Source organism: Novosphingobium gossypii (assembly GCF_050433305.1).
Taxonomy (GTDB): domain Bacteria; phylum Pseudomonadota; class Alphaproteobacteria; order Sphingomonadales; family Sphingomonadaceae; genus Novosphingobium; species Novosphingobium gossypii.
Genome location: NZ_JBNPXM010000008.1, coordinates 87,111 through 106,126, shown reverse-complemented (window position 1 = coordinate 106,126; position 19,016 = coordinate 87,111). Strand labels below are relative to the sequence as shown.

Sequence of the window (19,016 nt, the reverse complement as noted above, 5' to 3'; positions counted from 1 at the left end):
CATGAAGGTTCAGGTCCTCAACATCGACGGCTCGACCGGCAACGGCGACATCGAACTTTCGGACGACGTGTTCGGCCTCGAGCCGCGCGCGGACATCCTGCATCGCGTCGTCACCTGGCAGCTCGAAAACCGTCGCGGCATCGCCCGCGCGACCCGCGAGCGTTCGGAAGTTGCCCGTACCGGCAAGAAGTTCGGCCGTCAGAAGGGTGGCGGCACGGCCCGTCACGGCGATCGTGCGGCTCCGGTCTTCATCGGCGGTGGTAAGGCTCACGGTGCCCGTCGCCGCGAGTTCAACATCTCGCTGAACAAGAAGATCCGCGCGCTCGGCCTCAAGATGGCCCTGTCGTCGAAGGCCCAGAACGGCCTCGTGATCGTCGATACGCTCGACATCGCCGACGCCAAGACCAAGGGTCTCGCCAGCCAGCTCGCCAAGGCGAACTTCGGCAAGAAGGTTCTCGTCGTGGACGGTGAGCAGGTCAACGAGGGCTTCGCCCTGGCGGCCCGCAACATCGTCGGCGTGAACGTTCTCCCGGCTGTCGGCGCGAACGTCTACGACATCCTGAAGCATGATACGCTGGTGCTGACGCGCGCCGCTGTCGAAAAGCTGGAGGCGCGTTTCAATGGCTAAGACCGTGGACATCCGTCACTACGACGTGATCCTCGCTCCGCACATCACCGAGAAGTCGACCCTGCTCTCCGAGCAGAACGCGGTCGTCTTCAAGGTTGCCGACAAGGCGACCAAGCCCGAGATCAAGGCCGCCGTCGAGGCGCTCTTCGATGTCAAGGTGACCGGCGTGAACACGCTCGTCGTCAAGGGCAAGACCAAGCGCTGGCGCGGTAAGGCTTACCGTCGCAGCGACGTGAAGAAGGCGATCGTCACGCTGGCCGAAGGCCAGTCGATTGACATCACCGAAGGCGCGCGGGGTTAATTTCCGATGGCACTCAAGCATTACAACCCGACCAGCCCCGCCCGTCGCGGCCTGGTCCTCGTCGACAAGTCGTCGCTCTGGAAGGGCAAGCCCCTCAAGGCGCTGACCGAAGGCAAGAGCAAGACCGGCGGCCGCAACAACAAGGGTCACGTGACCTCGCGCGGCATCGCTGGCGGCCACAAGCAGAAGTACCGCTTCATCGACTTCAAGCGTCGCAAGTGGGACATGGAAGCCACCGTTGAGCGGATCGAATACGATCCCAACCGCACCGCGTTCATCGCGCTGGTGAAGTACACGGACGGCGAACAGACCTACATCATCGCGCCGCAGCGTCTGGCCGTTGGCGACGTCATCGTCGCCGGCGAAAAGACCGACGTCAAGCCGGGCAACGCCATGCTTCTGTCGCAGATGCCGGTTGGCACGATCTGCCACAACGTTGAGATGAAGCCCGAGAAGGGCGGCCAGATCGCACGTTCGGCAGGCACCTACGTCCAGGTCGTCGGTCGTGACCGCGGCATGGTCATCGTCCGCCTGAACTCGGGCGAGCAGCGCTACCTGCGCGGCGATTGCATGGGCACGGTTGGCGCGGTCTCGAACCCCGACAACTCGAACCAGACCCTCGCCAAGGCCGGTCGCGGTCGCTGGCTGGGCCGTCGTCCGCTTACCCGTGGTGTCGCCAAGAACCCGGTCGACCACCCGCACGGTGGTGGTGAAGGCCGTACCTCGGGTGGTCGCCACCCGGTTACGCCCTGGGGCAAGCCGACCAAGGGTGCGCGCACCCGCAACAACAAGCAGACGGACAAGCTCATCATCCGTTCGCGTCACGCCAAGAAGAAGAGGTAAGTCACGATGGCACGTTCCGTCTGGAAAGGCCCCTTCGTCGACCTCTACCTTCTCAAGAAGGCCGAAGTCGCGCAGGATGCCGGCAGCCGCGCTGGTCCGATCAAGACCTGGTCGCGTCGCTCCACCATTCTCCCGCAGTTCGTTGGTCTGACCTTCCAGGTCTACAACGGGCACAAGTTCATTCCCGTTGCGGTCAACGAGGACATGGTCGGCCACAAGCTGGGTGAGTTCGCTCCCACCCGCTCGTTCCCCGGCCACGCCGCCGACAAGAAGGGCAAGCGCAAGTGAGCAAGCAAGCAGCACCCCGCCGCGTAGGTGACAAGGAAGCTCTTGCGGTCAACACGAACATTCGTGGTTCGGCCCAGAAGCTCAACCTGGTCGCTGCCCTGATCCGCGGCATGCGCGCGGAAGACGCGATGAACGTCCTGGCCTTCTCCAAGAAGGCCATGGCGGTCGACGCCCGCAAGGTTCTCGCTTCGGCGATCGCCAACGCGGAAAACAACCACAACCTCGACGTCGACGCGCTCGTCGTCGCCGAGGCTTCGGTCGGCAAGTCGGTGACCATGAAGCGCTTCCACGCTCGTGGCCGTGGCAAGTCCACCCGCATCCTGAAGCCGTTTTCGCGCCTGCGGATCGTCGTTCGCGAAGTCGAGGAGGCCTGATCCATGGGTCATAAGAGCAATCCGATCGGTCTGCGCCTGCAGATCAACCGTACCTGGGACAGCCGCTGGTTCGCGGAAGGCCGGGACTACGGCAAGCTGCTTGAGGAAGATCTCAAGATCCGCAAGTTCATCATCGAGACCCTGCCGCAGGCGGCGATCTCGAAGGTGGTGATCGAGCGTCCGGCCAAGCTGTGCCGCATCTCGATCTTCGCCGCCCGTCCCGGTGTCATCATCGGCAAGAAGGGCGCGGACATCGAGAAGCTGCGCAAGCAGCTGGCTTCGATGACCGGCAGCGAAGTGAAGCTGAACATCGTCGAAATCCGCAAGCCGGAAGTCGATGCCAAGCTGATCGCCCAGGGCATCGCGGACCAGCTGATCCGTCGCGTGGCGTTCCGCCGTGCAATGAAGCGTTCGATGCAGTCGGCCATGCGTCTGGGTGCCGAAGGCATCAAGATCATGTGCGGCGGCCGTCTCGGCGGCGCTGAAATCGCCCGCGTCGAGCAGTACCGTGAAGGTCGCGTGCCGCTTCACACACTGCGTGCGAACATCGACTATGCCGGTGCAGAGGCGCTGACCGCCTATGGCATCATCGGCATCAAGGTGTGGGTCTTCAAGGGCGAGATCCTTGGTCACGACCCGATGGCGCAGGATCGACTGATGATGGAGGCTCAGACCTCCGGCGTCCGTCCGGCCCGCTGAGTCTAGGATAGAGTTAGCACCATGCTGCAACCGAAAAAGACCAAGTTCCGCAAGGCCTTCAAGGGCCGGATCAAGGGCGACGCCAAGGGTGGCACCGACCTGAACTTCGGCTCCTACGGCCTCAAGGCCATGGAGCCCGAGCGGATCACCGCCCGCCAGATCGAAGCGGCCCGCCGCGCGATCACGCGTCACCTCAAGCGCCAGGGTCGCCTTTGGATCCGCGTCTTCCCGGACGTGCCGGTTTCGAAGAAGCCTGCCGAAGTCCGTCAGGGTAAGGGCAAGGGTTCGGTCGAATACTGGGCGGCCCGCGTCAAGCCCGGCCGTATCCTGTTCGAAGTCGACGGTGTTGCCGGCCCGCTCGCTGCAGAGGCATTCAGCCGCGCTGCGATGAAGCTGCCGATCAAGACCAAGGTCGTCGCCCGTCTGGGTGACACCACCCACCTGGGAGGCGAATAATGGCCAAGACCGAAGATCTTCGCGCCAAGACCGACGACCAGCTGACCGCTGACCTCGTCGATCTCAAGCGCGAGCAGTTCAACCTGCGTTTCCAGGCCGCCACGAGCCAGCTCGAGGCCCCGGCACGCATCAAGGAAGTCCGTCGCGACATCGCCCGCATCAAGACGCTCCAGGCTGAGCGTTCCGCCGCGGCGAAGGCGTAAGGAGAAACACGATGCCCAAGCGTATTCTTAGCGGGACCGTCGTCTCCGACAAGACGGACAAGACCGTGACCGTGCTCGTCGAGCGCAAGGTGAAGCACCCCCTCTACGGGAAGATCATCCGCCGCTCGAAGAAGTACCACGCCCACGACGAGGACAACGCCTTCAAGACCGGTGAAAAGGTCCGGATCGAGGAGACGGCTCCTTACTCGAAGACCAAGACCTGGAAGGTTCTTGACCGTCTTCAGGCGAGCAAGGGTACGGCGCTCGAAGCCGAGGTCTGATCCTCGGTGGAGATCGAAGCCGGAGTCGCAAGGCTCCGGCTTTGGCCTTGCCTGACACGAGTGTTGACCTTCGCGGGTGAATGCGGCAAAGGGCCGCCTTCGCCCGTGCAGGGCGACTCGGGCCTCTTCGGGGGCCTGTATTTTTAGGAACTGCCGGACTGGTTCCGGCAAGCCAGATGAGAAGGACTCGGATCGATGATCCAGATGCAATCCAATCTCGACGTGGCGGACAACAGTGGCGCAAAGCGCGTCCAGTGCATCAAGGTACTGGGTGGCTCCAAGCGTCGCTTCGCTGGCGTCGGCGACATCATCGTGGTGTCGATCAAGGAGGCGCAGCCCCGCGCTCGCGTCAAGAAGGGCGACGTGCACCGCGCCGTCATCGTGCGCACCCGCAAGGACGTGCGCCGCACCGACGGCAGCGTGATCCGCTTCGACAGCAACGCTGCCGTGCTGATCAACAAGAACGAGGAGCCGATCGGCACTCGTATCTTCGGCCCCGTGGTGCGCGAACTGCGCGGCCGTGGCTTCATGAAGATCATCTCGCTCGCGCCGGAGGTGCTGTAATGGGTGCCGCTAAGATCAAGAAGGGTGACTCCGTGGTCGTCCTGTCCGGCAAGGACAAGGGCCGCACCGGCATCGTGCTGCAGGTTCAGCCCAAGGACGGCAAGGTCGTCGTCGAAGGCGTGAATGTTGCTACCAAGCACCGCAAGCCCACCCAGGCGAACCCGCAGGGCGGCATCGATCGCGTCCCCGCGCCGATGGCGATCAGCAAGGTCGCTGTCGCGGACAAGGACGGCAAGCCGACCCGCGTTCGCTTCGAAACCAAGGACGGCGTCAAGGTCCGCGTGGCCGTGAAGTCCGGGGAGACCATCGATGGCTGAGCAGTACACTCCGCGTCTGCGTACCAAGTTCGACGCTGAAATCGCGAAGGCGATGACCGAGAAGTTCGGTTACAAGAACGTGATGGAAATCCCGAAGATCGAGAAGATCACGCTCAACATGGGCGTCGGTGAAGCCAGCCAGGACAAGAAGAAGGTCCAGACTGCCGCTGCCGAGATGGAAGCCATCGCCGGCCAGAAGCCCGTCATCACCAAGGCCCGCAAGTCGATCGCGCAGTTCAAGCTGCGTGAAGGCATGCCGATCGGCTGCAAGGTGACGCTCCGCCGCGAGCGCATGTACGAGTTCCTCGACCGTCTCGTCACGATCGCGATGCCCCGCATCCGCGACTTCCGTGGCCTGAACCCCAAGTCGTTCGACGGTCGTGGCAACTACGCCATGGGCCTCAAGGAGCAGATCATCTTCCCGGAGATCAGCTACGACAAGATCGACAAGGTGCGTGGCATGGACATCATCGTGACCACCACCGCGAAGACCGACGACGAAGCGCGCGAGCTGCTGCGTCTGTTCGGTTTCCCGTTCCCGGCTGAAGAGTCGGAACAGAAGGAAGCGGCGTGAGCCGCTGAGGAAGAGAGCTTAAGTCCATGGCGAAACTGAGTTCCGTGAACAAGAACGAGCGTCGCAAGAAGCTCGTCAAGAAGTATGCAGGCAAGTACGAGCGCCTCAAGGCGGTCGCTGACGATGAATCGCTCGATGAAACCGAGCGTCTCATTGCTCGCCTGAAGCTGGCCGAGATCCCGCGCAACGGCAACCCGACCCGGGTTCGCAATCGTTGCGCCACGACCGGCCGTCCGCGCGGTTATTACCGCAAGTTCGGCCTGTGCCGCGTCGAGCTGCGTGATCTTGCCAACAAGGGCATGATCCCCGGCGTGACCAAGTCGAGCTGGTAAGGGTTAGAAGCAATGGCATTGACCGATCCCCTGGGTGATATGCTCACCCGCATCCGCAACGGCCAGCAGGCGAAGAAGGACTCCGTCCTGTCGCCGGCCTCGAAGCTGCGTGCGCGCGTCCTGGAAGTTCTCCAGCGTGAAGGCTACATCCGTGGCTTCTCCGACGACGCCACCGGCGCCCACCCGCAGCTGCGCATCGAGCTGAAGTACTTCGAAGGCGAAGCCGCCATCAAGCACATCGCTCGTGTCTCCAAGCCCGGCCGCCGCGTCTATTCGGGTTCCAAGGAACTTCCGATCGTGCGCAATGGCCTTGGCATCACCATCGTCTCGACGCCCCGCGGCGTGCTTTCGGATGCCGAAGCCCGCGCGCAGAACGTCGGCGGCGAAGTGCTGGCGGAGGTGTTCTAATGAGCCGCATCGGTAAAAAGCCGGTGACCGTTCCCAACGGCGTCACCGCCAACATCGACAACGGCGTTCTCTCGGTAAAGGGCCCCAAGGGCACCCTGACCCTGAGCCTGTCGGACCAGGTCACCTACTCGGTGGAAGATGGTTCGATCGCCGTGCAGCCCGTCGGGCAGTCCAAGCAAGCTCGCAGCCACTGGGGCATGCAGCGCACTCTGGTGTCGAACCTTGTCGAAGGCGTGACCAACGGCTTCACCAAGATCCTCGACATCAAGGGCGTCGGCTACCGCGCGAACTCTCAGGGCAAGACCCTGAAGCTGCAGCTCGGTTACTCGCACGACGTGGACATCGCCGTGCCGGAAGGCATCGAGATCAAGACCCCGGATAACACCACGGTCGAAATCTCCGGCATCGACAAGCAGAAGGTCGGCCAGATCGCGGCCGAGATTCGTCGCTGGCGCAAGCCCGAGCCCTACAAGGGCAAGGGTATCGCCTATCGTGGCGAGTACATCTTCCGCAAGGAAGGAAAGAAGAAGTAATGGCAAAGCTGTCTCTCTTCGATCGCCGCGCGCGTCGCGTCCGCACCGCGCTGAAGGCCCGTTCGGGTGGTCGCCCCCGTCTGTCGGTGCACCGCACCGGCCGTCACATCTATGCGCAGATCATCGACGATGCGCAGGGCCACACCGTCGCTGCAGCCAACACGCTGGGCGCCAAGGGCACCGACCTCGACGCCGCGACCCGCGTTGGCAAGGAACTCGCCGAGGCCGCCAAGAAGGCGGGTGTTACCTCGGTCGTGTTCGACCGCGGTGGCTTCCTGTACCACGGTCGCGTCAAGGCGCTGGCCGAAGCCGCCCGTGAAGGCGGGCTGGAGTTCTGATCATGGCCGACGAAAACAACAACCAGCAGCCGGTTGCGGCTGAAGCCCCCCAGGGCGGCGCTCCTTTCGAGGGTGGCCGTGAAGGCGGACGTGGTCGTGGCGGCCGTGGCCGTGGCGGCAACGACCGTGGTGGCGAGCGTGGCGGCCGTGGCCGTCGCGACGACCGTCGTGGCCGTGTCAACGCCGAGGAAGAACAGGGCGAGGAGCTCATCGAGAAGCTCGTCCACATCAACCGCGTTTCCAAGACCGTGAAGGGCGGCAAGCGCTTCGGCTTCGCAGCTCTGGTCGTCGTCGGTGACGGCAAGGGTCGCGTGGGCTTCGGTCACTCGAAGGCCCGCGAAGTCCCCGAGGCGATCACCAAGGCGACTGCCTCGGCCAAGAAGAAGATGATCCGCGTCGCGCTGAAGGAGGGCCGTACCCTCCATCACGACGGCAAGGGCCACTTCGGCGCCGGCAAGGTGAACGTCCGCACGGCTCCGGCCGGCACGGGCATCATCGCAGGCGGTCCGATGCGCGCCGTGTTCGAGAGCCTAGGCGTCGCCGACGTCGTCACCAAGTCGGTGGGCACCTCGAACCCGTACAACATGATCCGCGCCACCTTCGACGCGCTGACCGACCAGACTTCGCCGAAGTCGGTTGCCCAGCGTCGTGGCAAGAAGGTCGCTGACCTGCTTGGTCGCGGTGGCGCTTCCGAGGTGGAGGCCGAGGCCGCCGCCGAAGCCATCGTGGAGTAAGCATCATGGCGAAGATCAAGATCAAGCAGATCGGTTCGCCGATCCGTCGCCCGGAAAGCCAGAAGAAGATCCTCATCGGTCTTGGCCTGGGCAAGATGCACCGCGTTGTGGAGCTGGAAGACACCGCCGAAGTGCGCGGTGCCATCGCCAAGCTGCCGCACATGGTTGCGGTCGTCGACTGAACCTTCACCGGTTCGGATCGCACGAAATCAAAAGGGCCTCGGTGGAAACACCGGGGCTTTTTTGCTGTCTGCGGCGGACGTGATGCGAAGAACCCTTGCAAGTAATGCTCTTCCAACCGTGCGCGGCTATGCTATTCGCGCGGGCTTGATCGGCGCCCATCGGGGCGCCCAGGTTTACATTCGGGGATAGTTCTTGATCGGCAAGCGGCTGTGGACGGCCACGATCCTGTGTCTGGGCGTGTTGGGCGCGGCGGCGTGCTCCAGTGATGCGCCCGGGGGTAACCTCGGCGTCGACGGCGCGCCAGTGACGCAGTGCGGCGACCTGCGCGCCGACACGGTGTTCCAGGCGAAGCTGCGCAAGAGCGATCGTTCGCTGCGCCGCAAGCTGAAGGACGGCAGTGCCAACGCCGTCGCGGAAGCGCACAAGGCGCTCGACATGGGCGATTACCGCCTCATCGCGGCGACCACAGCCACCGGGATTTCTACCGAGGCCTATGGCGTGCAGTGCCGGATGCTGGGCGGCCTGTCGCCCTGGACGGTGCGTGCCGTGGCCTTCGTACCCGAAGGCAAGGTCGAAGGCGGCCAGCAAACTCCGGACGACACCGTCACCGGTTTCGGCCGCCGCTACAATGCAGCGATGTTGGCCGATCCGCGCTATCCCTATGCCGACGTATGCCGGGCGGTCGACAAGGCCGGCCCGACGCCGACCCTGCCCGACAATCCCGATGCAGGCATCGAGCAGCCTTACGGCTTTGCCGAACTGGGCGTCGCGCGCATGGAGCACGGGCTGGGCGCGGCCGCCCGCCGCGGCTCCATCCACGACATCGGCATCCTGCTCGCCCGCGAACCAAAGGCTATCGACAAGCCCGACCTCTTCGGCCTGACGCCGCTGGCCTGGGCGGTGGCGTATCACCGCTGGCCCGCCGCTCAGGCGCTGCTGCGGGCCAAGGCGGATCCGATCGGCGGCACCTGCCAGACCACCATCGATCGCCAGTCGCCGCTGCAGATCGCGCGCGTGATGCGCTGGTACGGGGTTATCCGCGCGATGCGACCGCTGGTGACCGAAGAGCAGTTCGCCAGCCTGCGGCAGAAGCCGCGCTGGGACGACGCCAGCCTTGTCGAGTTCAACCATGCGCTCACCGAACTGAAGGAGCGCTACGAGGGTACGCTGCGCCGCAAGCCGTTCGGACGCTACGACCTGAACTTCCAAGTGGATGAGAAGGGCAATACGACCGAATGCCGCATGGACCCGGCCTCGATTTCGCCCGCGTTTGACAAGGAACTGTGCGGTCTGGCGGTCGAGATCGTGCGTTGGGCTCCGGCCCGTGACGCGTTCGGTACGCGCGTGTCCGAAAGCGCCAAGCTGCTGGTCGGCTTCGGCGGCGGCAGTTGACGCTTTCCTACCCCCCGGCCCGATGCGATAAGGCAAGCCGGGGCGGGCCGATGGCGCGACGACGGTCAAAGATCACACGTAATTCATTCAAGAATTTGAAATGCAAAGAGAACATAGGTAATTCGGGTTGCGTTCGGTATCAACTTAGGCGGCCGTCGGATCCGGTTTTCCCGAATCCATGGTGACAACCGCGTCCCTGTCCGCTAGGGGCGCCCCTTCCTATCAGCGCGACTCAAAGCGAAAGCGAGTGCAAGACATGAAACTGAACGACATCCGTGACAACGCCGGCGCCCGTCACCGCCGCATCCGCGTGGGCCGTGGCATCGGCTCGGGCAAGGGCAAGACCGCCGGTCGGGGCCAGAAGGGTGCGAAGGCACGCTCGGGCGTTTCGATCAACGGCTTCGAAGGCGGTCAGATGCCGCTTCACATGCGTCTGCCGAAGCGCGGCTTCAACAACAAGAAGTTCGCCAAGGACTACGCGGAAGTGAACCTGGGACTCGTCCAGAAGGCGATCGATGCCGGCAAGCTCGATGCGGCTGCCGTCGTTGACCACGCGGCCCTCAAGGGTGCTGGCCTCGCACGTGGTGGCAAGGACGGCGTGCGCCTCCTGGCCAAGGGCGAACTGACCGCCAAGGTGACCTTCAACGTCGCCGGCGCTTCGGCCGGTGCCGTGGCTGCGGTCGAGAAGGCAGGCGGCTCGGTGATCGTGCCCGCCAAGGAAGAAGCGGCGGCCTGATTTCCGGCGTCACTGCGGAGACATAAGGAGAGGGCGGGCGCCGGGCGCTTCGCCCTCTCTTTTTTGTCGAAATGCGAAAAGTGATGCGCGGACGGCACAGTCGGATCATTTCCGGCACGGCAGGTCTTCCCGACCTTGTCCCAATGTCTATATGGCCAGTTTCCTTCACGGGTTCGACAAGGCGGACTTGAGCCGCTAAGGGCGAATCCGATCAGATTCTTCGAGGCTTTCCAGAAACGTCATGGCTTCACGCGCCGACAACATCGCCAGCACGCTCAGCCTGGCCAACTTCTCCAAGGCCACCGAGCTGAAGAACCGCATCTGGTTCACGATCGGCGCGCTCATCGTGTTCCGCTTCCTGAGCTTCGTGCCGTTGCCGGGCGTCAACCCTGTCGCGCTGCGCGATCTCTACCTGCAGACGCAGGGCGGCATCCTGGACCTGTTCAACACGTTTTCGGGCGGTTCGCTCTCGCGCATGAGCCTCATCGCGCTGGGCGTGATGCCGTACATCACGGCCTCGATCGTGGTGCAGCTGGCCGCCTCGCTTCATCCGGCGCTAGTCGCGCTGAAGAAGGAAGGCGAGGCAGGCCGCAAGAAGCTGAACCAGTATACGCGTTACGGCACCGTGCTGCTGTGCATCGTGCAGGGCTATGCGATCGCTACCGGGCTCGAGGCGCTGTCGACCTCGCGTGGTCTGGGCGCCGTGGTTGATCCGGGCATCCCGTTCCGCGTCGGCGCGGTGATCTCGCTCATTGGCGGCACCATGTTCCTGCTGTGGCTGGGTGAGCAGATCACCTCGCGCGGGATCGGCAACGGCGTTTCGCTCATCATCATGGCCGGCATCGTCGCCCAGATGCCCACGTTCGCAAGCAATCTGGGTCAGGCCTACTCGGCGGGCGATACGGGTTCGATCCTGATCATCGCGCTGATCGCGCTGGTGGTCGGCATGATCCTGATGATCTGCTTCTTCGAGCGCGCGACCCGTCGCCTGCTGATCCAGTATCCGAAGCGCGCGACCCAGCGGGGCATGATGCAGGCCGATCGCAGCCACCTGCCGCTCAAGCTCAACACCGCTGGCGTCATCCCGCCGATCTTCGCAAGCTCGCTGCTGCTGCTGCCGCTGACCATCAGCCAGTTCGCCGGCAAGTCGCTGTCGCCTGAATCGACGATGGGCAAGATCGTTGTGTCGCTGAATCAGTACCTGGGCCACGGCAAGCCGCTCTACATGCTGCTTTATGCTGCAGGCATCGTGTTCTTCTGCTTCTTCTACACCGCCGTCGTCTTCAATCCGGAAGAAACGTCGGACAACCTGAAGAAGAACGGCGGCTTCATTCCGGGCATCCGTCCGGGCAAGAACACGGCGACGTACCTGGATTACGTGCTGACGCGTATTACGGTGATCGGCGCGGCCTATCTGGTTATCGTCTGCACAGTCCCGGAATACTTCCTGTCGATGACGGGTCTGCCGTTGCTGTTCATGGGTGGGACCAGCCTGTTGATCGTGGTGAACGTGACCGTGGATACGATCACGCAGATCCAGTCGCATTTGCTAGCGCATCAGTACGGTGACCTGATCAAGAAGGCCAAGCTGAAGGGCCGCCTGCGCTGAATGCGCGCATATAAACTGAGGGGGATTAGGGCGTGAATATCATCCTGCTGGGGCCGCCGGGGGCGGGCAAGGGCACTCAGGCCCAGCGCCTCGTGGAAAAGCACGGCATGCGTCAGCTTTCGACCGGCGACATGCTGCGGGCGGCGGTCAAGGCGGGCACGCCGACGGGGCTTGAAGCGAAGGCTGTGATGGAGCGTGGAGAGCTCGTTTCCGATGCGATCGTCTCCGCGCTGATCGGCGACGAACTGGATGCGATGGGCCCAGACGCCGGTGCCATCTTCGACGGCTATCCCCGGACCGAAGCGCAGGCCGAGTCGCTTGACGCGATTCTGGCGGTGCGCGGGCGCAAGCTTGACCATGTGGTTGAACTGGAAGTGAACGAGGACGCGCTGGTCGAGCGCATCACCGGCCGGTTCACGTGTGCGAGCTGCGGCAAGGGCTATCACGACACCTTCGAAAAGCCCAAGGTCGAGGGCACATGCGACAAGTGCGGCGGCCACGAGTTCAAGCGTCGCCCTGACGACAACGCGGAGACCGTGCGCACCCGCATGGCTGAATACCGCGCAAAGACTGCTCCCATACTGCCGGTTTACGAAGCGCGGGGCATCGTGGCCAAGGTCGATGGAATGGCAGACATGAACGACGTGACGGCCGCGATCGAGGGCGTCCTCGCACGGTAGTTCTTCACATGCCGTCCCGGCCGCGCGGTTGGGACGGAGGTGATGTAGCCCACGTCTTTCGGGCTGGATCGTCGGCGGCGCATGCGTCGCGCGGCAGCAAGGCGCAATGAAGTCTCTGGCGTTCGCAACGGTTGCTGCAGTTCTGACGCTGGTGCCGGCGTTTGCGGACGCCAGCGTCGTGCAGGTCGGGCAAAACGGGTTTGTCATCCGTGACGTTACACAGGTGCCGGCCAGCCCCGAAGAAACCTGGGCCGTGCTGGTCAAGCCTTCCGTCTGGTGGAACTCGGAGCACACCTGGTCCGGCGATGCCGCCAATCTGTCCCTGGATGTGAGGGCAGGGGGATGCTTCTGCGAGATCATGCCGGGTGATGGTGACGTCAGGGGCCCAGCGCGAGGCAGCGTCGAGCACATGCGCGTGATATTCGTGGATCGCGCCCGCGCACTGCGCATGACCGGAGCGCTCGGGCCGCTGCAGGCCGACGCACTGACAGGCACCCTGACGGTCCAGCTGAAGGGCGACGACAAGGGTGGCACGCAGGTGACTTTGCAGTATGAGATTGGCGGTTTCAGCCGCACTCCTTTTGACAAGCTGGCGCCTGCAGTCGATGACATGCTCGGGGATCAGGTGAAGAGGTTGAGCGCGAAACTCGGCGGGGCGTTCGCCGCGGCTTTTCCAGCGGTTGACCGCGAGCTTGAACGTCTCGGTACGGCTCCGGCCGACGAGCCGCAGGCGCCTCATTTGGATGTACTCCCGCTTCCTGATACGCCTGCCGCTGCGGATGGGCCGATGGTCGGGCGGTGACAGAGTGTGCGGTGCTGGCGTAGTCCCGGATCGGCACGGTGGCGCGGACGCTACGCACTTTGACTGTCCCTGCGAATTGCGGTAAAACGGTTCTGTTGGCGCGACGCTCCTTCCGTTTGCATCGGAGCGGTCCTGGCGCGCAAAGCCTGCGGGCGTTGACTTGGCGCGCGAATCGTTCTAAGCGCGCCCTTCACTCGTCAGTAAACGGCAGTCCGGAAGGCCGACATCGCGTGTCCAAAGTGCCCGCGATCCACCGCCAACCGGGCCTTTTGCCATTTCACTTCCCCGAGTGTGACAGCGTTGAGATGGAGGTGCGCGTTCGCGCCTCTGTGGAGCAGGAGAATTAAGTGGCTCGTATTGCAGGGGTAAATCTCCCCACCAACAAGCGCGTTATCATCGCGCTGACGTATATCCACGGCATCGGCCGTACCAAGGCTCTCGAGATCGCCGACAAGCTCGGCATCGATCACACCCGCCGCGTGCAGGACCTGTCGGACGCCGAAGTCCTGCAGATCCGCGAAACCATTGACGCCGAGCACACCGTTGAGGGTGACCTTCGTCGCGAAACCGCGATGAACATCAAGCGTCTGATGGACCTCGCCTGCTACCGCGGCCTGCGTCACCGCAAGGGCCTTCCGGTTCGTGGCCAGCGCACGCACACCAATGCGCGCACCCGCAAGGGCAAGGCCAAGCCGATCGCCGGCAAGAAGAAGTAAGCCGAGGGAGCCGTTTTACGGCTTTCGGTTTCCCGCAGCGATAATTCGACAGGATATACGACATGGCACGCGAACCTCAGCGCATTAAGCGCCGCGAGCGCAAGAACATCACGAGCGGCATCGCCCACGTGAATGCTAGCTTCAACAACACCATGGTGACCATCACCGACGCCCAGGGCAACGCGATCTCGTGGTCCTCGGCCGGCATGATGGGCTTCAAGGGCAGCCGCAAGTCGACCCCGTATGCCGCCCAGGTGGCTGCGGACGACGCTGGCAAGAAGGCCGCCGAGCATGGCGTGCGCACCCTCGAAGTCGAGGTCAAGGGCCCGGGTTCGGGTCGTGAGAGCGCCCTTCGCGCCCTCCAGGCCGTCGGCTTCACGATTACCTCGATCCGCGACGTAACGCCGATTCCGCACAACGGCGTGCGTCCCTCGAAGCGCCGTCGCGTCTGATCGAGCTAATGCGGGCGGTGACCGGTCGCCGCCCGTCTTCGGAACGTCCCGGGCCTCTCCACCAGGCCTCCGGGGCGTAACCGCCATCACTCCCAGGGGAAGTCCATGACTGTCAACATCAAGAACTGGCAGGAACTCAAGAAGCCGAACAGCCTTGAGATCAAGCCGGGACCAGACCCCAAGCTGAAGGCGACGTTCGTCGCCGAACCTCTTGAGCGCGGCTTCGGCCTGACGCTCGGCAACGCGCTGCGTCGCGTGCTGCTTTCGTCGCTGCAGGGTGCGGCGATCACCTCGATCAAGATCGAGAACGTGCTCCACGAATTCTCGTCGCTCGCTGGCGTGCGTGAAGACGTCACGGACATCGTCCTGAACGTCAAGCAGATCGCACTCAAGATGCAGGGCGACGGTCCGAAGCGTCTTCAGCTTTCGGCGACCGGTCCCGCTGCCGTCACCGCCGGTGACATCGCGGTGTCGGGCGACATCGAGGTGATGAACAAGGACCTCGTGATCTGCCATCTCGACGACGGTGCGACGCTCAACATGGAGCTGACCGCTGACTCGGGCAAGGGTTACGTCCCTGCCGTTTCGAACCGTCCTGTCGACGCGCCGATCGGCCTGATCCCGGTCGACTCGCTCTACTCGCCGGTCCGCCAGGTGAGCTACAAGGTCGAGAACGCCCGCATCGGGCAGGAGCTCGACTTCGACAAGCTCAACCTCACCGTCGAAACCGACGGCACCGTGACGCCTGAAGACGCCGTGGCTTATGCCGCTCGCATCCTTCAGGACCAGCTGGCGCTGTTCGTGCACTTCGAAGACATCGCCCCGGTTGGCGCTTCGCCGATGATCGGCGTGGCTGTCGGCGGTGCCGCGGCTTCGGAAGAGAGCGACGCCAACCAGCTCAACCGCTACCTTCTCAAGAAGGTGGACGAGCTGGAACTCTCGGTGCGTTCGGCCAACTGCCTCAAGAACGACAACATCATCTACATCGGCGATCTGGTCCAGAAGACCGAAGCCGAGATGCTGCGCACGCCGAACTTCGGCCGCAAGTCGCTCAACGAGATCAAGGAAGTGCTTTCCTCGATGGGTCTGCGCCTCGGCATGGACATCCCGGGCTGGCCGCCCGAGAACATCGAAGAGATGGCCAAGAAGCTCGAGCAGGAACTGCTCGGCTGATCGGACCTTCCGGTTTCGAATTGAAGAAGGCCTCACGGGAAACTGCGGGGCCTTTTCTTTTTCCACGGACGGGGTGGTGGGGCGTGCATGGTTCAATCTAGGCTGACGCTCATGACCGAATCATCGAACGCCCTGAAAACTGGTGTGCGTTTCAGCATCATCCATCGGCTCAAGAGCTTTGTCTTCGCATGGCGGGGGCTGCGATGGCTGGTCCACAACGAGCACAATGCGCGCGTACATCTGTGCGCCACGATCGCGGTGATTGTGCTGGGAGTGTTCCTGAAGGTGGCCGCTGCGGAATGGCGCTGGCTGTTTCTGGCGGTCGGGCTGGTATGGTCGGCGGAGGCGTTCAACACGGCAATCGAACTGCTGTGCGATCGCATCGAACCGGGGTTCGATCCGGTGATCGGACGGATCAAGGATGTAAGCGCTGCTGCGGTGCTGATGCTGTCCCTCGCGGCCGCAGGAATAGGGGTGTTGACGCTGGGCCCACCTTTGCTGACGATCCTGTTCGGTGATGCCCCTTGACTCTCGCATCGATTTCGTATTGAGGGCGCGCTTCACAAATACGTGAACAGACTTTGGGCGATGGTCTAACCGCATCGCCCGGCGGGCAGTACCTTGAACGGCTGCCTGACGAACGGAGTGAAGAATATGCGTCATAAGATGGGCGGCCGCAAGCTGCAGCGCAAGTCCGGCCACCGCGCGGCCCTGCTGCGCAACCTGGCCGCAGCGCTTATCAAGCACGAGCAAATCCAGACCACCACGGCCAAGGCCAAGGAACTGCGCCCCTACGTTGAGAAGCTGATCACGCTGGCCAAGCACGGTGGCCTTTCGAACCGTCGTCTGGCCCACGCGCGCATCCTCGACGAAGTGCAGGAAAAGAAGCTGTTCGAAGTTCTGGCCGAGCGTTTCGCCGGTCGTGACGGCGGCTACACGCGCATCATCAAGGCCGGTTACCGCGCTTCGGACGCTGCTCCGATCGCGATCATCGAACTGGTTGACCGCGACGTGGACGCCAAGGGCCAGGATTCGGGCCCGGTGAACACCGAGGTCGAGGAATTCGCCGAGGCATAAGCCGCACGGCGGTCCTGAACGGATAACGAAAGCGGTCGTGCGACTTCGGTTGCCGGCCGCTTTTTCGTGCGCGTGTTCCGCAGCTTCGGTATGCTATACCCCGTCGAGTGCAGGGGCCGGGAGTAGACGTGAGGTTGAAGAGATTACGAGCGCTGGCCGCGCTCTTGTTGTCGGGCGTTACGACGCCCATCTGGGCTGGACCGATGACCGATATCACGTATCCCCAGACCCGCCGCGACGTCGTTGTCGAAGACCACTTTGGCGAGAAGATCGCCGACCCCTATCGCTGGCTGGAGGACGACGTGCGGCGTTCCCCTGCCGTCGAGGATTGGGTTCGGCAGGAAAACGCAGTCACCGGCACCTACTTGGCCGCGCTGCCGCATCGGGGCCGGTTCCAGCAGCGTATCCGCGCGTTCATGGACTATGAGCGGTTCGGGATCCCCGTGAAGGCGGGCGGCAGCTATTTCTATACCCGCAACACTGGCCTGCAGAACCAGGCGCAGCTTTTCATGCGCAAGGGGCTTGGCGGAGAGCCCAGGCTGCTGATCGATCCCAATGCATGGGCGAAGGACGGCGCCACGGCGCTCGACGCTTGGGAACCTTCGCAGAAGGGCAGCTACCTGCTCTACAGCGTGCAGGACGGCGGCAGCGACTGGCGCGTTCTGCGCGTGGTCGATGTGCGGACCGGAAAGCCGCTGGCGGACGAGATTTACTGGGCCAAGTTTACGGGGCTGGCCTGGGTGGGGGAGGAAGGCTTCCTCTATTCCCGCTTCCCGGAGCCGAAGGAAGGCGCTGCTTTTCAGTCGCTGAACTATGATCAGGCGATATACTTCCACCGCCTTGGCACGGCGCAGGAAGCCGACGAGCTGGTTTATGCCACGCCCGAAAAGCCGGAACTGGGGCACAGCGCCGAGGTTACGCAGGACGGTCGCCTGGCGTTGATAACCAGCCATGTCGGCACCGATGCCCGGTACGAAGTGCGTGTAGTCGATCTGTCGCGGCGCGGTCGGGATGGGTGGAAAGCAACGCCGTTGGTCACGGGCTTCACGGATGACTGGAAGCTGGTCGAGGGAGCAGGCCGCAAGCTGTGGTACGTCACCAACCGGGATGCACCGCGGTATCGCCTTGTCGGCATCGATCTGGGCGCGGCGAAGCCGCAATGGTCGGAGATCGTGGCCGAACGGGAAGACATTCTGGAGCGCGCTGGCATCGTCGGTGACAGGCTGGTGCTCAACTACATGCGCGATGCAGCCAGCCATGCGGAAATTCTGGCGCTCGACGGGCGCACAGGCAAGACGCTGTCGCTGAACGGGATCGGCACGGCCTCCGGCTTCCGTGGCCGGCCAGGAGACCCGGAAACGTTCTACGCGTTCACCAGCTTCAACTGTCCCGCGTCGATTTACCGGATGGATCTGGCGACAGGCGAGACGACGCCGTTCGCCACTCCGAAGATGTGTTACGATCCGGGCGCGTACGTGGTCGAACAGCGCTTCTTCACGTCGAAGGACGGCACGCGGGTGCCGATGTTCATCGTGCGCAGCCGCGCGGTGGCGAAGGCGGGACTGGCGGTTCCCACGCTTCTCTATGGTTATGGCGGCTTCGACGTGTCCCTCACGCCGGGCTTTTCGGCTACGCGGATGGCATGGCTGGAGGCAGGCGGCGCGTTTGCGCTGGCTAACCTGCGCGGCGGCGGCGAGTACGGACGTGCGTGGCACGACGCGGGACGACGCGAGAACAAGCAGAACGTTTTCGATGACTTCATCGCGGCGGGCGAATTCCTGGTAAAGCAGGGCATCGCGAAGAAGGACGGCCTGGCCATTCAGGGCGGTTCCAACGGTGGCCTGCTGGTGGGCGCTGTGGTCAACCAGCGGCCTGACCTGTTCGCTGCCGCCGTGGCGCAAGTGGGCGTCATGGACATGCTGCGTTTCGACCGGTTCACGGCGGGGCGGTACTGGACCGACGACTATGGCCATCCCGATCGTGAGGCGGACTACAAAGTGCTGAGGGCTTACTCGCCCTATCACAACATTCGCGATGGTGCGGTCTATCCGGCGATTCTGGTAACCACGGCGGATACCGACGATCGGGTGGTGCCCGGACACTCGTTCAAGTATACGGCGGCGCTGCAGCACGCGGATCTCGGTGCGAAGCCGCGCCTGATCCGGATCGAGACGCGCGCCGGCCACGGATCGGGCAAGCCGACTGACAAGGCGATCGAGGAAGGCGCCGACATCCTGGCCTTCCTGGCGCAGTGGACAGGCCTGACGTCGATGGACGAGGTGGCGTCCGCCGAAGGGGGCAGCGGCACCCCGCGCCCGTAAGC

Annotated in this window: 29 protein-coding genes; all 29 read left to right on the top strand. The window is 63.6% G+C overall.

Annotation, left to right across the window (positions count from 1 at the left end):
* Position 1: 1 nt before the first annotated feature.
* The 29 genes from rplD (at position 2) to GGR40_RS15225 (ending at position 19,014) form a co-directional block, all read left to right on the top strand.
* Positions 2-628 (top strand): 50S ribosomal protein L4, encoded by a 627-nt coding sequence (rplD, locus tag GGR40_RS15365; protein WP_429277118.1) that lies wholly within the window; start codon positions 2-4, stop codon positions 626-628.
* A complete protein-coding gene (locus GGR40_RS15360) occupies positions 621-929 on the top strand; it encodes a 50S ribosomal protein L23 (RefSeq protein WP_103099198.1) in 309 nt (102 codons plus the stop codon). Before rplD ends, GGR40_RS15360 begins: the two co-directional genes overlap by 8 nt.
* A 6-nt stretch (positions 930-935) precedes the next feature.
* Positions 936-1,772, top strand: coding sequence for a 50S ribosomal protein L2 (rplB, locus tag GGR40_RS15355; RefSeq protein WP_429277117.1), 837 nt, complete (start codon positions 936-938; stop codon positions 1,770-1,772).
* Between the two features lie 6 nt (positions 1,773-1,778).
* Complete coding sequence (gene rpsS / locus GGR40_RS15350) at positions 1,779-2,060, top strand: 30S ribosomal protein S19 (RefSeq protein WP_008828234.1); 282 nt, start codon at positions 1,779-1,781, stop codon at positions 2,058-2,060.
* Entirely contained in the window at positions 2,057-2,434 is a 378-nt protein-coding gene (gene rplV, locus GGR40_RS15345) for a 50S ribosomal protein L22 (RefSeq protein ID WP_008828233.1), read from the top strand. Before rpsS ends, rplV begins: the two co-directional genes overlap by 4 nt.
* Before the next feature lie 3 nt (positions 2,435-2,437).
* Entirely contained in the window at positions 2,438-3,133 is a 696-nt protein-coding gene (rpsC, locus tag GGR40_RS15340) for a 30S ribosomal protein S3 (protein ID WP_429277116.1), read from the top strand.
* A gap of 21 nt (positions 3,134-3,154) precedes the next feature.
* Positions 3,155-3,589: a 50S ribosomal protein L16 gene (rplP, locus tag GGR40_RS15335; protein WP_103099202.1), complete on the top strand. Its 435-nt coding sequence runs from the start codon at positions 3,155-3,157 to the stop codon at positions 3,587-3,589.
* Positions 3,589-3,792, top strand: coding sequence for a 50S ribosomal protein L29 (rpmC, locus tag GGR40_RS15330; protein ID WP_008828230.1), 204 nt, complete (start codon positions 3,589-3,591; stop codon positions 3,790-3,792). Before rplP ends, rpmC begins: the two co-directional genes overlap by 1 nt.
* A gap of 11 nt (positions 3,793-3,803) precedes the next feature.
* The gene (gene rpsQ / locus GGR40_RS15325) at positions 3,804-4,073 is read left to right on the top strand and encodes a 30S ribosomal protein S17 (protein WP_159983220.1); all 270 of its coding nucleotides are present in this window, start codon (positions 3,804-3,806) and stop codon (positions 4,071-4,073) included.
* A 195-nt stretch (positions 4,074-4,268) separates the two neighbouring features.
* Complete coding sequence (gene rplN / locus GGR40_RS15320) at positions 4,269-4,637, top strand: 50S ribosomal protein L14 (protein ID WP_008828228.1); 369 nt, start codon at positions 4,269-4,271, stop codon at positions 4,635-4,637.
* On the top strand, positions 4,637-4,954 hold the full coding sequence (rplX, locus tag GGR40_RS15315) for a 50S ribosomal protein L24 (protein WP_429277115.1): 318 nt from the start codon (positions 4,637-4,639) through the stop codon (positions 4,952-4,954). Before rplN ends, rplX begins: the two co-directional genes overlap by 1 nt.
* Positions 4,947-5,528, top strand: coding sequence for a 50S ribosomal protein L5 (gene rplE, locus GGR40_RS15310; RefSeq protein ID WP_232495564.1), 582 nt, complete (start codon positions 4,947-4,949; stop codon positions 5,526-5,528). Before rplX ends, rplE begins: the two co-directional genes overlap by 8 nt.
* 26 nt (positions 5,529-5,554) lie before the next feature.
* Positions 5,555-5,860 (top strand): 30S ribosomal protein S14, encoded by a 306-nt coding sequence (gene rpsN, locus GGR40_RS15305; RefSeq protein ID WP_021233433.1) that lies wholly within the window; start codon positions 5,555-5,557, stop codon positions 5,858-5,860.
* Between the two features lie 12 nt (positions 5,861-5,872).
* A complete protein-coding gene (gene rpsH / locus GGR40_RS15300; protein WP_429277114.1) occupies positions 5,873-6,268 on the top strand; it encodes a 30S ribosomal protein S8 in 396 nt (131 codons plus the stop codon).
* Positions 6,268-6,801, top strand: coding sequence for a 50S ribosomal protein L6 (rplF, locus tag GGR40_RS15295; RefSeq protein WP_429277113.1), 534 nt, complete (start codon positions 6,268-6,270; stop codon positions 6,799-6,801). The genes rpsH and rplF overlap by 1 nt, the downstream gene beginning before the upstream one ends.
* Complete coding sequence (gene rplR, locus GGR40_RS15290; RefSeq protein ID WP_008828222.1) at positions 6,801-7,139, top strand: 50S ribosomal protein L18; 339 nt, start codon at positions 6,801-6,803, stop codon at positions 7,137-7,139. The genes rplF and rplR overlap by 1 nt, the downstream gene beginning before the upstream one ends.
* Before the next feature lie 2 nt (positions 7,140-7,141).
* Positions 7,142-7,873 carry a 30S ribosomal protein S5 gene (gene rpsE, locus GGR40_RS15285; protein WP_429277112.1) on the top strand — a complete coding sequence of 244 codons (732 nt, stop codon included), beginning with the start codon at positions 7,142-7,144 and terminating at the stop codon, positions 7,871-7,873.
* A gap of 5 nt (positions 7,874-7,878) precedes the next feature.
* A complete protein-coding gene (gene rpmD, locus GGR40_RS15280) occupies positions 7,879-8,055 on the top strand; it encodes a 50S ribosomal protein L30 (RefSeq protein WP_088307932.1) in 177 nt (58 codons plus the stop codon).
* 193 nt (positions 8,056-8,248) lie between these two features.
* Positions 8,249-9,448: an ankyrin repeat domain-containing protein gene (locus GGR40_RS15275; RefSeq protein ID WP_429277111.1), complete on the top strand. Its 1,200-nt coding sequence runs from the start codon at positions 8,249-8,251 to the stop codon at positions 9,446-9,448.
* A gap of 256 nt (positions 9,449-9,704) precedes the next feature.
* The gene (gene rplO / locus GGR40_RS15270; protein ID WP_429277110.1) at positions 9,705-10,184 is read left to right on the top strand and encodes a 50S ribosomal protein L15; all 480 of its coding nucleotides are present in this window, start codon (positions 9,705-9,707) and stop codon (positions 10,182-10,184) included.
* A 241-nt stretch (positions 10,185-10,425) separates the two neighbouring features.
* Positions 10,426-11,793, top strand: coding sequence for a preprotein translocase subunit SecY (secY, locus tag GGR40_RS15265; protein ID WP_429277109.1), 1,368 nt, complete (start codon positions 10,426-10,428; stop codon positions 11,791-11,793).
* Between the two features lie 32 nt (positions 11,794-11,825).
* Positions 11,826-12,473: an adenylate kinase gene (locus tag GGR40_RS15260; RefSeq protein WP_429277108.1), complete on the top strand. Its 648-nt coding sequence runs from the start codon at positions 11,826-11,828 to the stop codon at positions 12,471-12,473.
* Positions 12,474-12,579: 106 nt separating this feature from the next.
* Positions 12,580-13,275, top strand: coding sequence for an SRPBCC family protein (locus GGR40_RS15255; protein ID WP_429277107.1), 696 nt, complete (start codon positions 12,580-12,582; stop codon positions 13,273-13,275).
* 347 nt (positions 13,276-13,622) lie between these two features.
* The gene (rpsM, locus tag GGR40_RS15250) at positions 13,623-13,991 is read left to right on the top strand and encodes a 30S ribosomal protein S13 (RefSeq protein ID WP_232494767.1); all 369 of its coding nucleotides are present in this window, start codon (positions 13,623-13,625) and stop codon (positions 13,989-13,991) included.
* Positions 13,992-14,053: 62 nt separating this feature from the next.
* Positions 14,054-14,443: a 30S ribosomal protein S11 gene (gene rpsK, locus GGR40_RS15245; RefSeq protein ID WP_007011846.1), complete on the top strand. Its 390-nt coding sequence runs from the start codon at positions 14,054-14,056 to the stop codon at positions 14,441-14,443.
* A gap of 105 nt (positions 14,444-14,548) precedes the next feature.
* Positions 14,549-15,616, top strand: a complete 1,068-nt coding sequence (locus tag GGR40_RS15240; RefSeq protein ID WP_429277106.1) for a DNA-directed RNA polymerase subunit alpha — start codon at positions 14,549-14,551, stop codon at positions 15,614-15,616.
* Between the two features lie 111 nt (positions 15,617-15,727).
* Positions 15,728-16,144, top strand: a complete 417-nt coding sequence (locus tag GGR40_RS15235; protein ID WP_429277105.1) for a diacylglycerol kinase family protein — start codon at positions 15,728-15,730, stop codon at positions 16,142-16,144.
* Between the two features lie 126 nt (positions 16,145-16,270).
* Complete coding sequence (gene rplQ / locus GGR40_RS15230) at positions 16,271-16,693, top strand: 50S ribosomal protein L17 (RefSeq protein ID WP_429277104.1); 423 nt, start codon at positions 16,271-16,273, stop codon at positions 16,691-16,693.
* A gap of 203 nt (positions 16,694-16,896) precedes the next feature.
* Entirely contained in the window at positions 16,897-19,014 is a 2,118-nt protein-coding gene (locus tag GGR40_RS15225; RefSeq protein WP_429277103.1) for a prolyl oligopeptidase family serine peptidase, read from the top strand.
* Positions 19,015-19,016 lie beyond the last annotated feature (2 nt).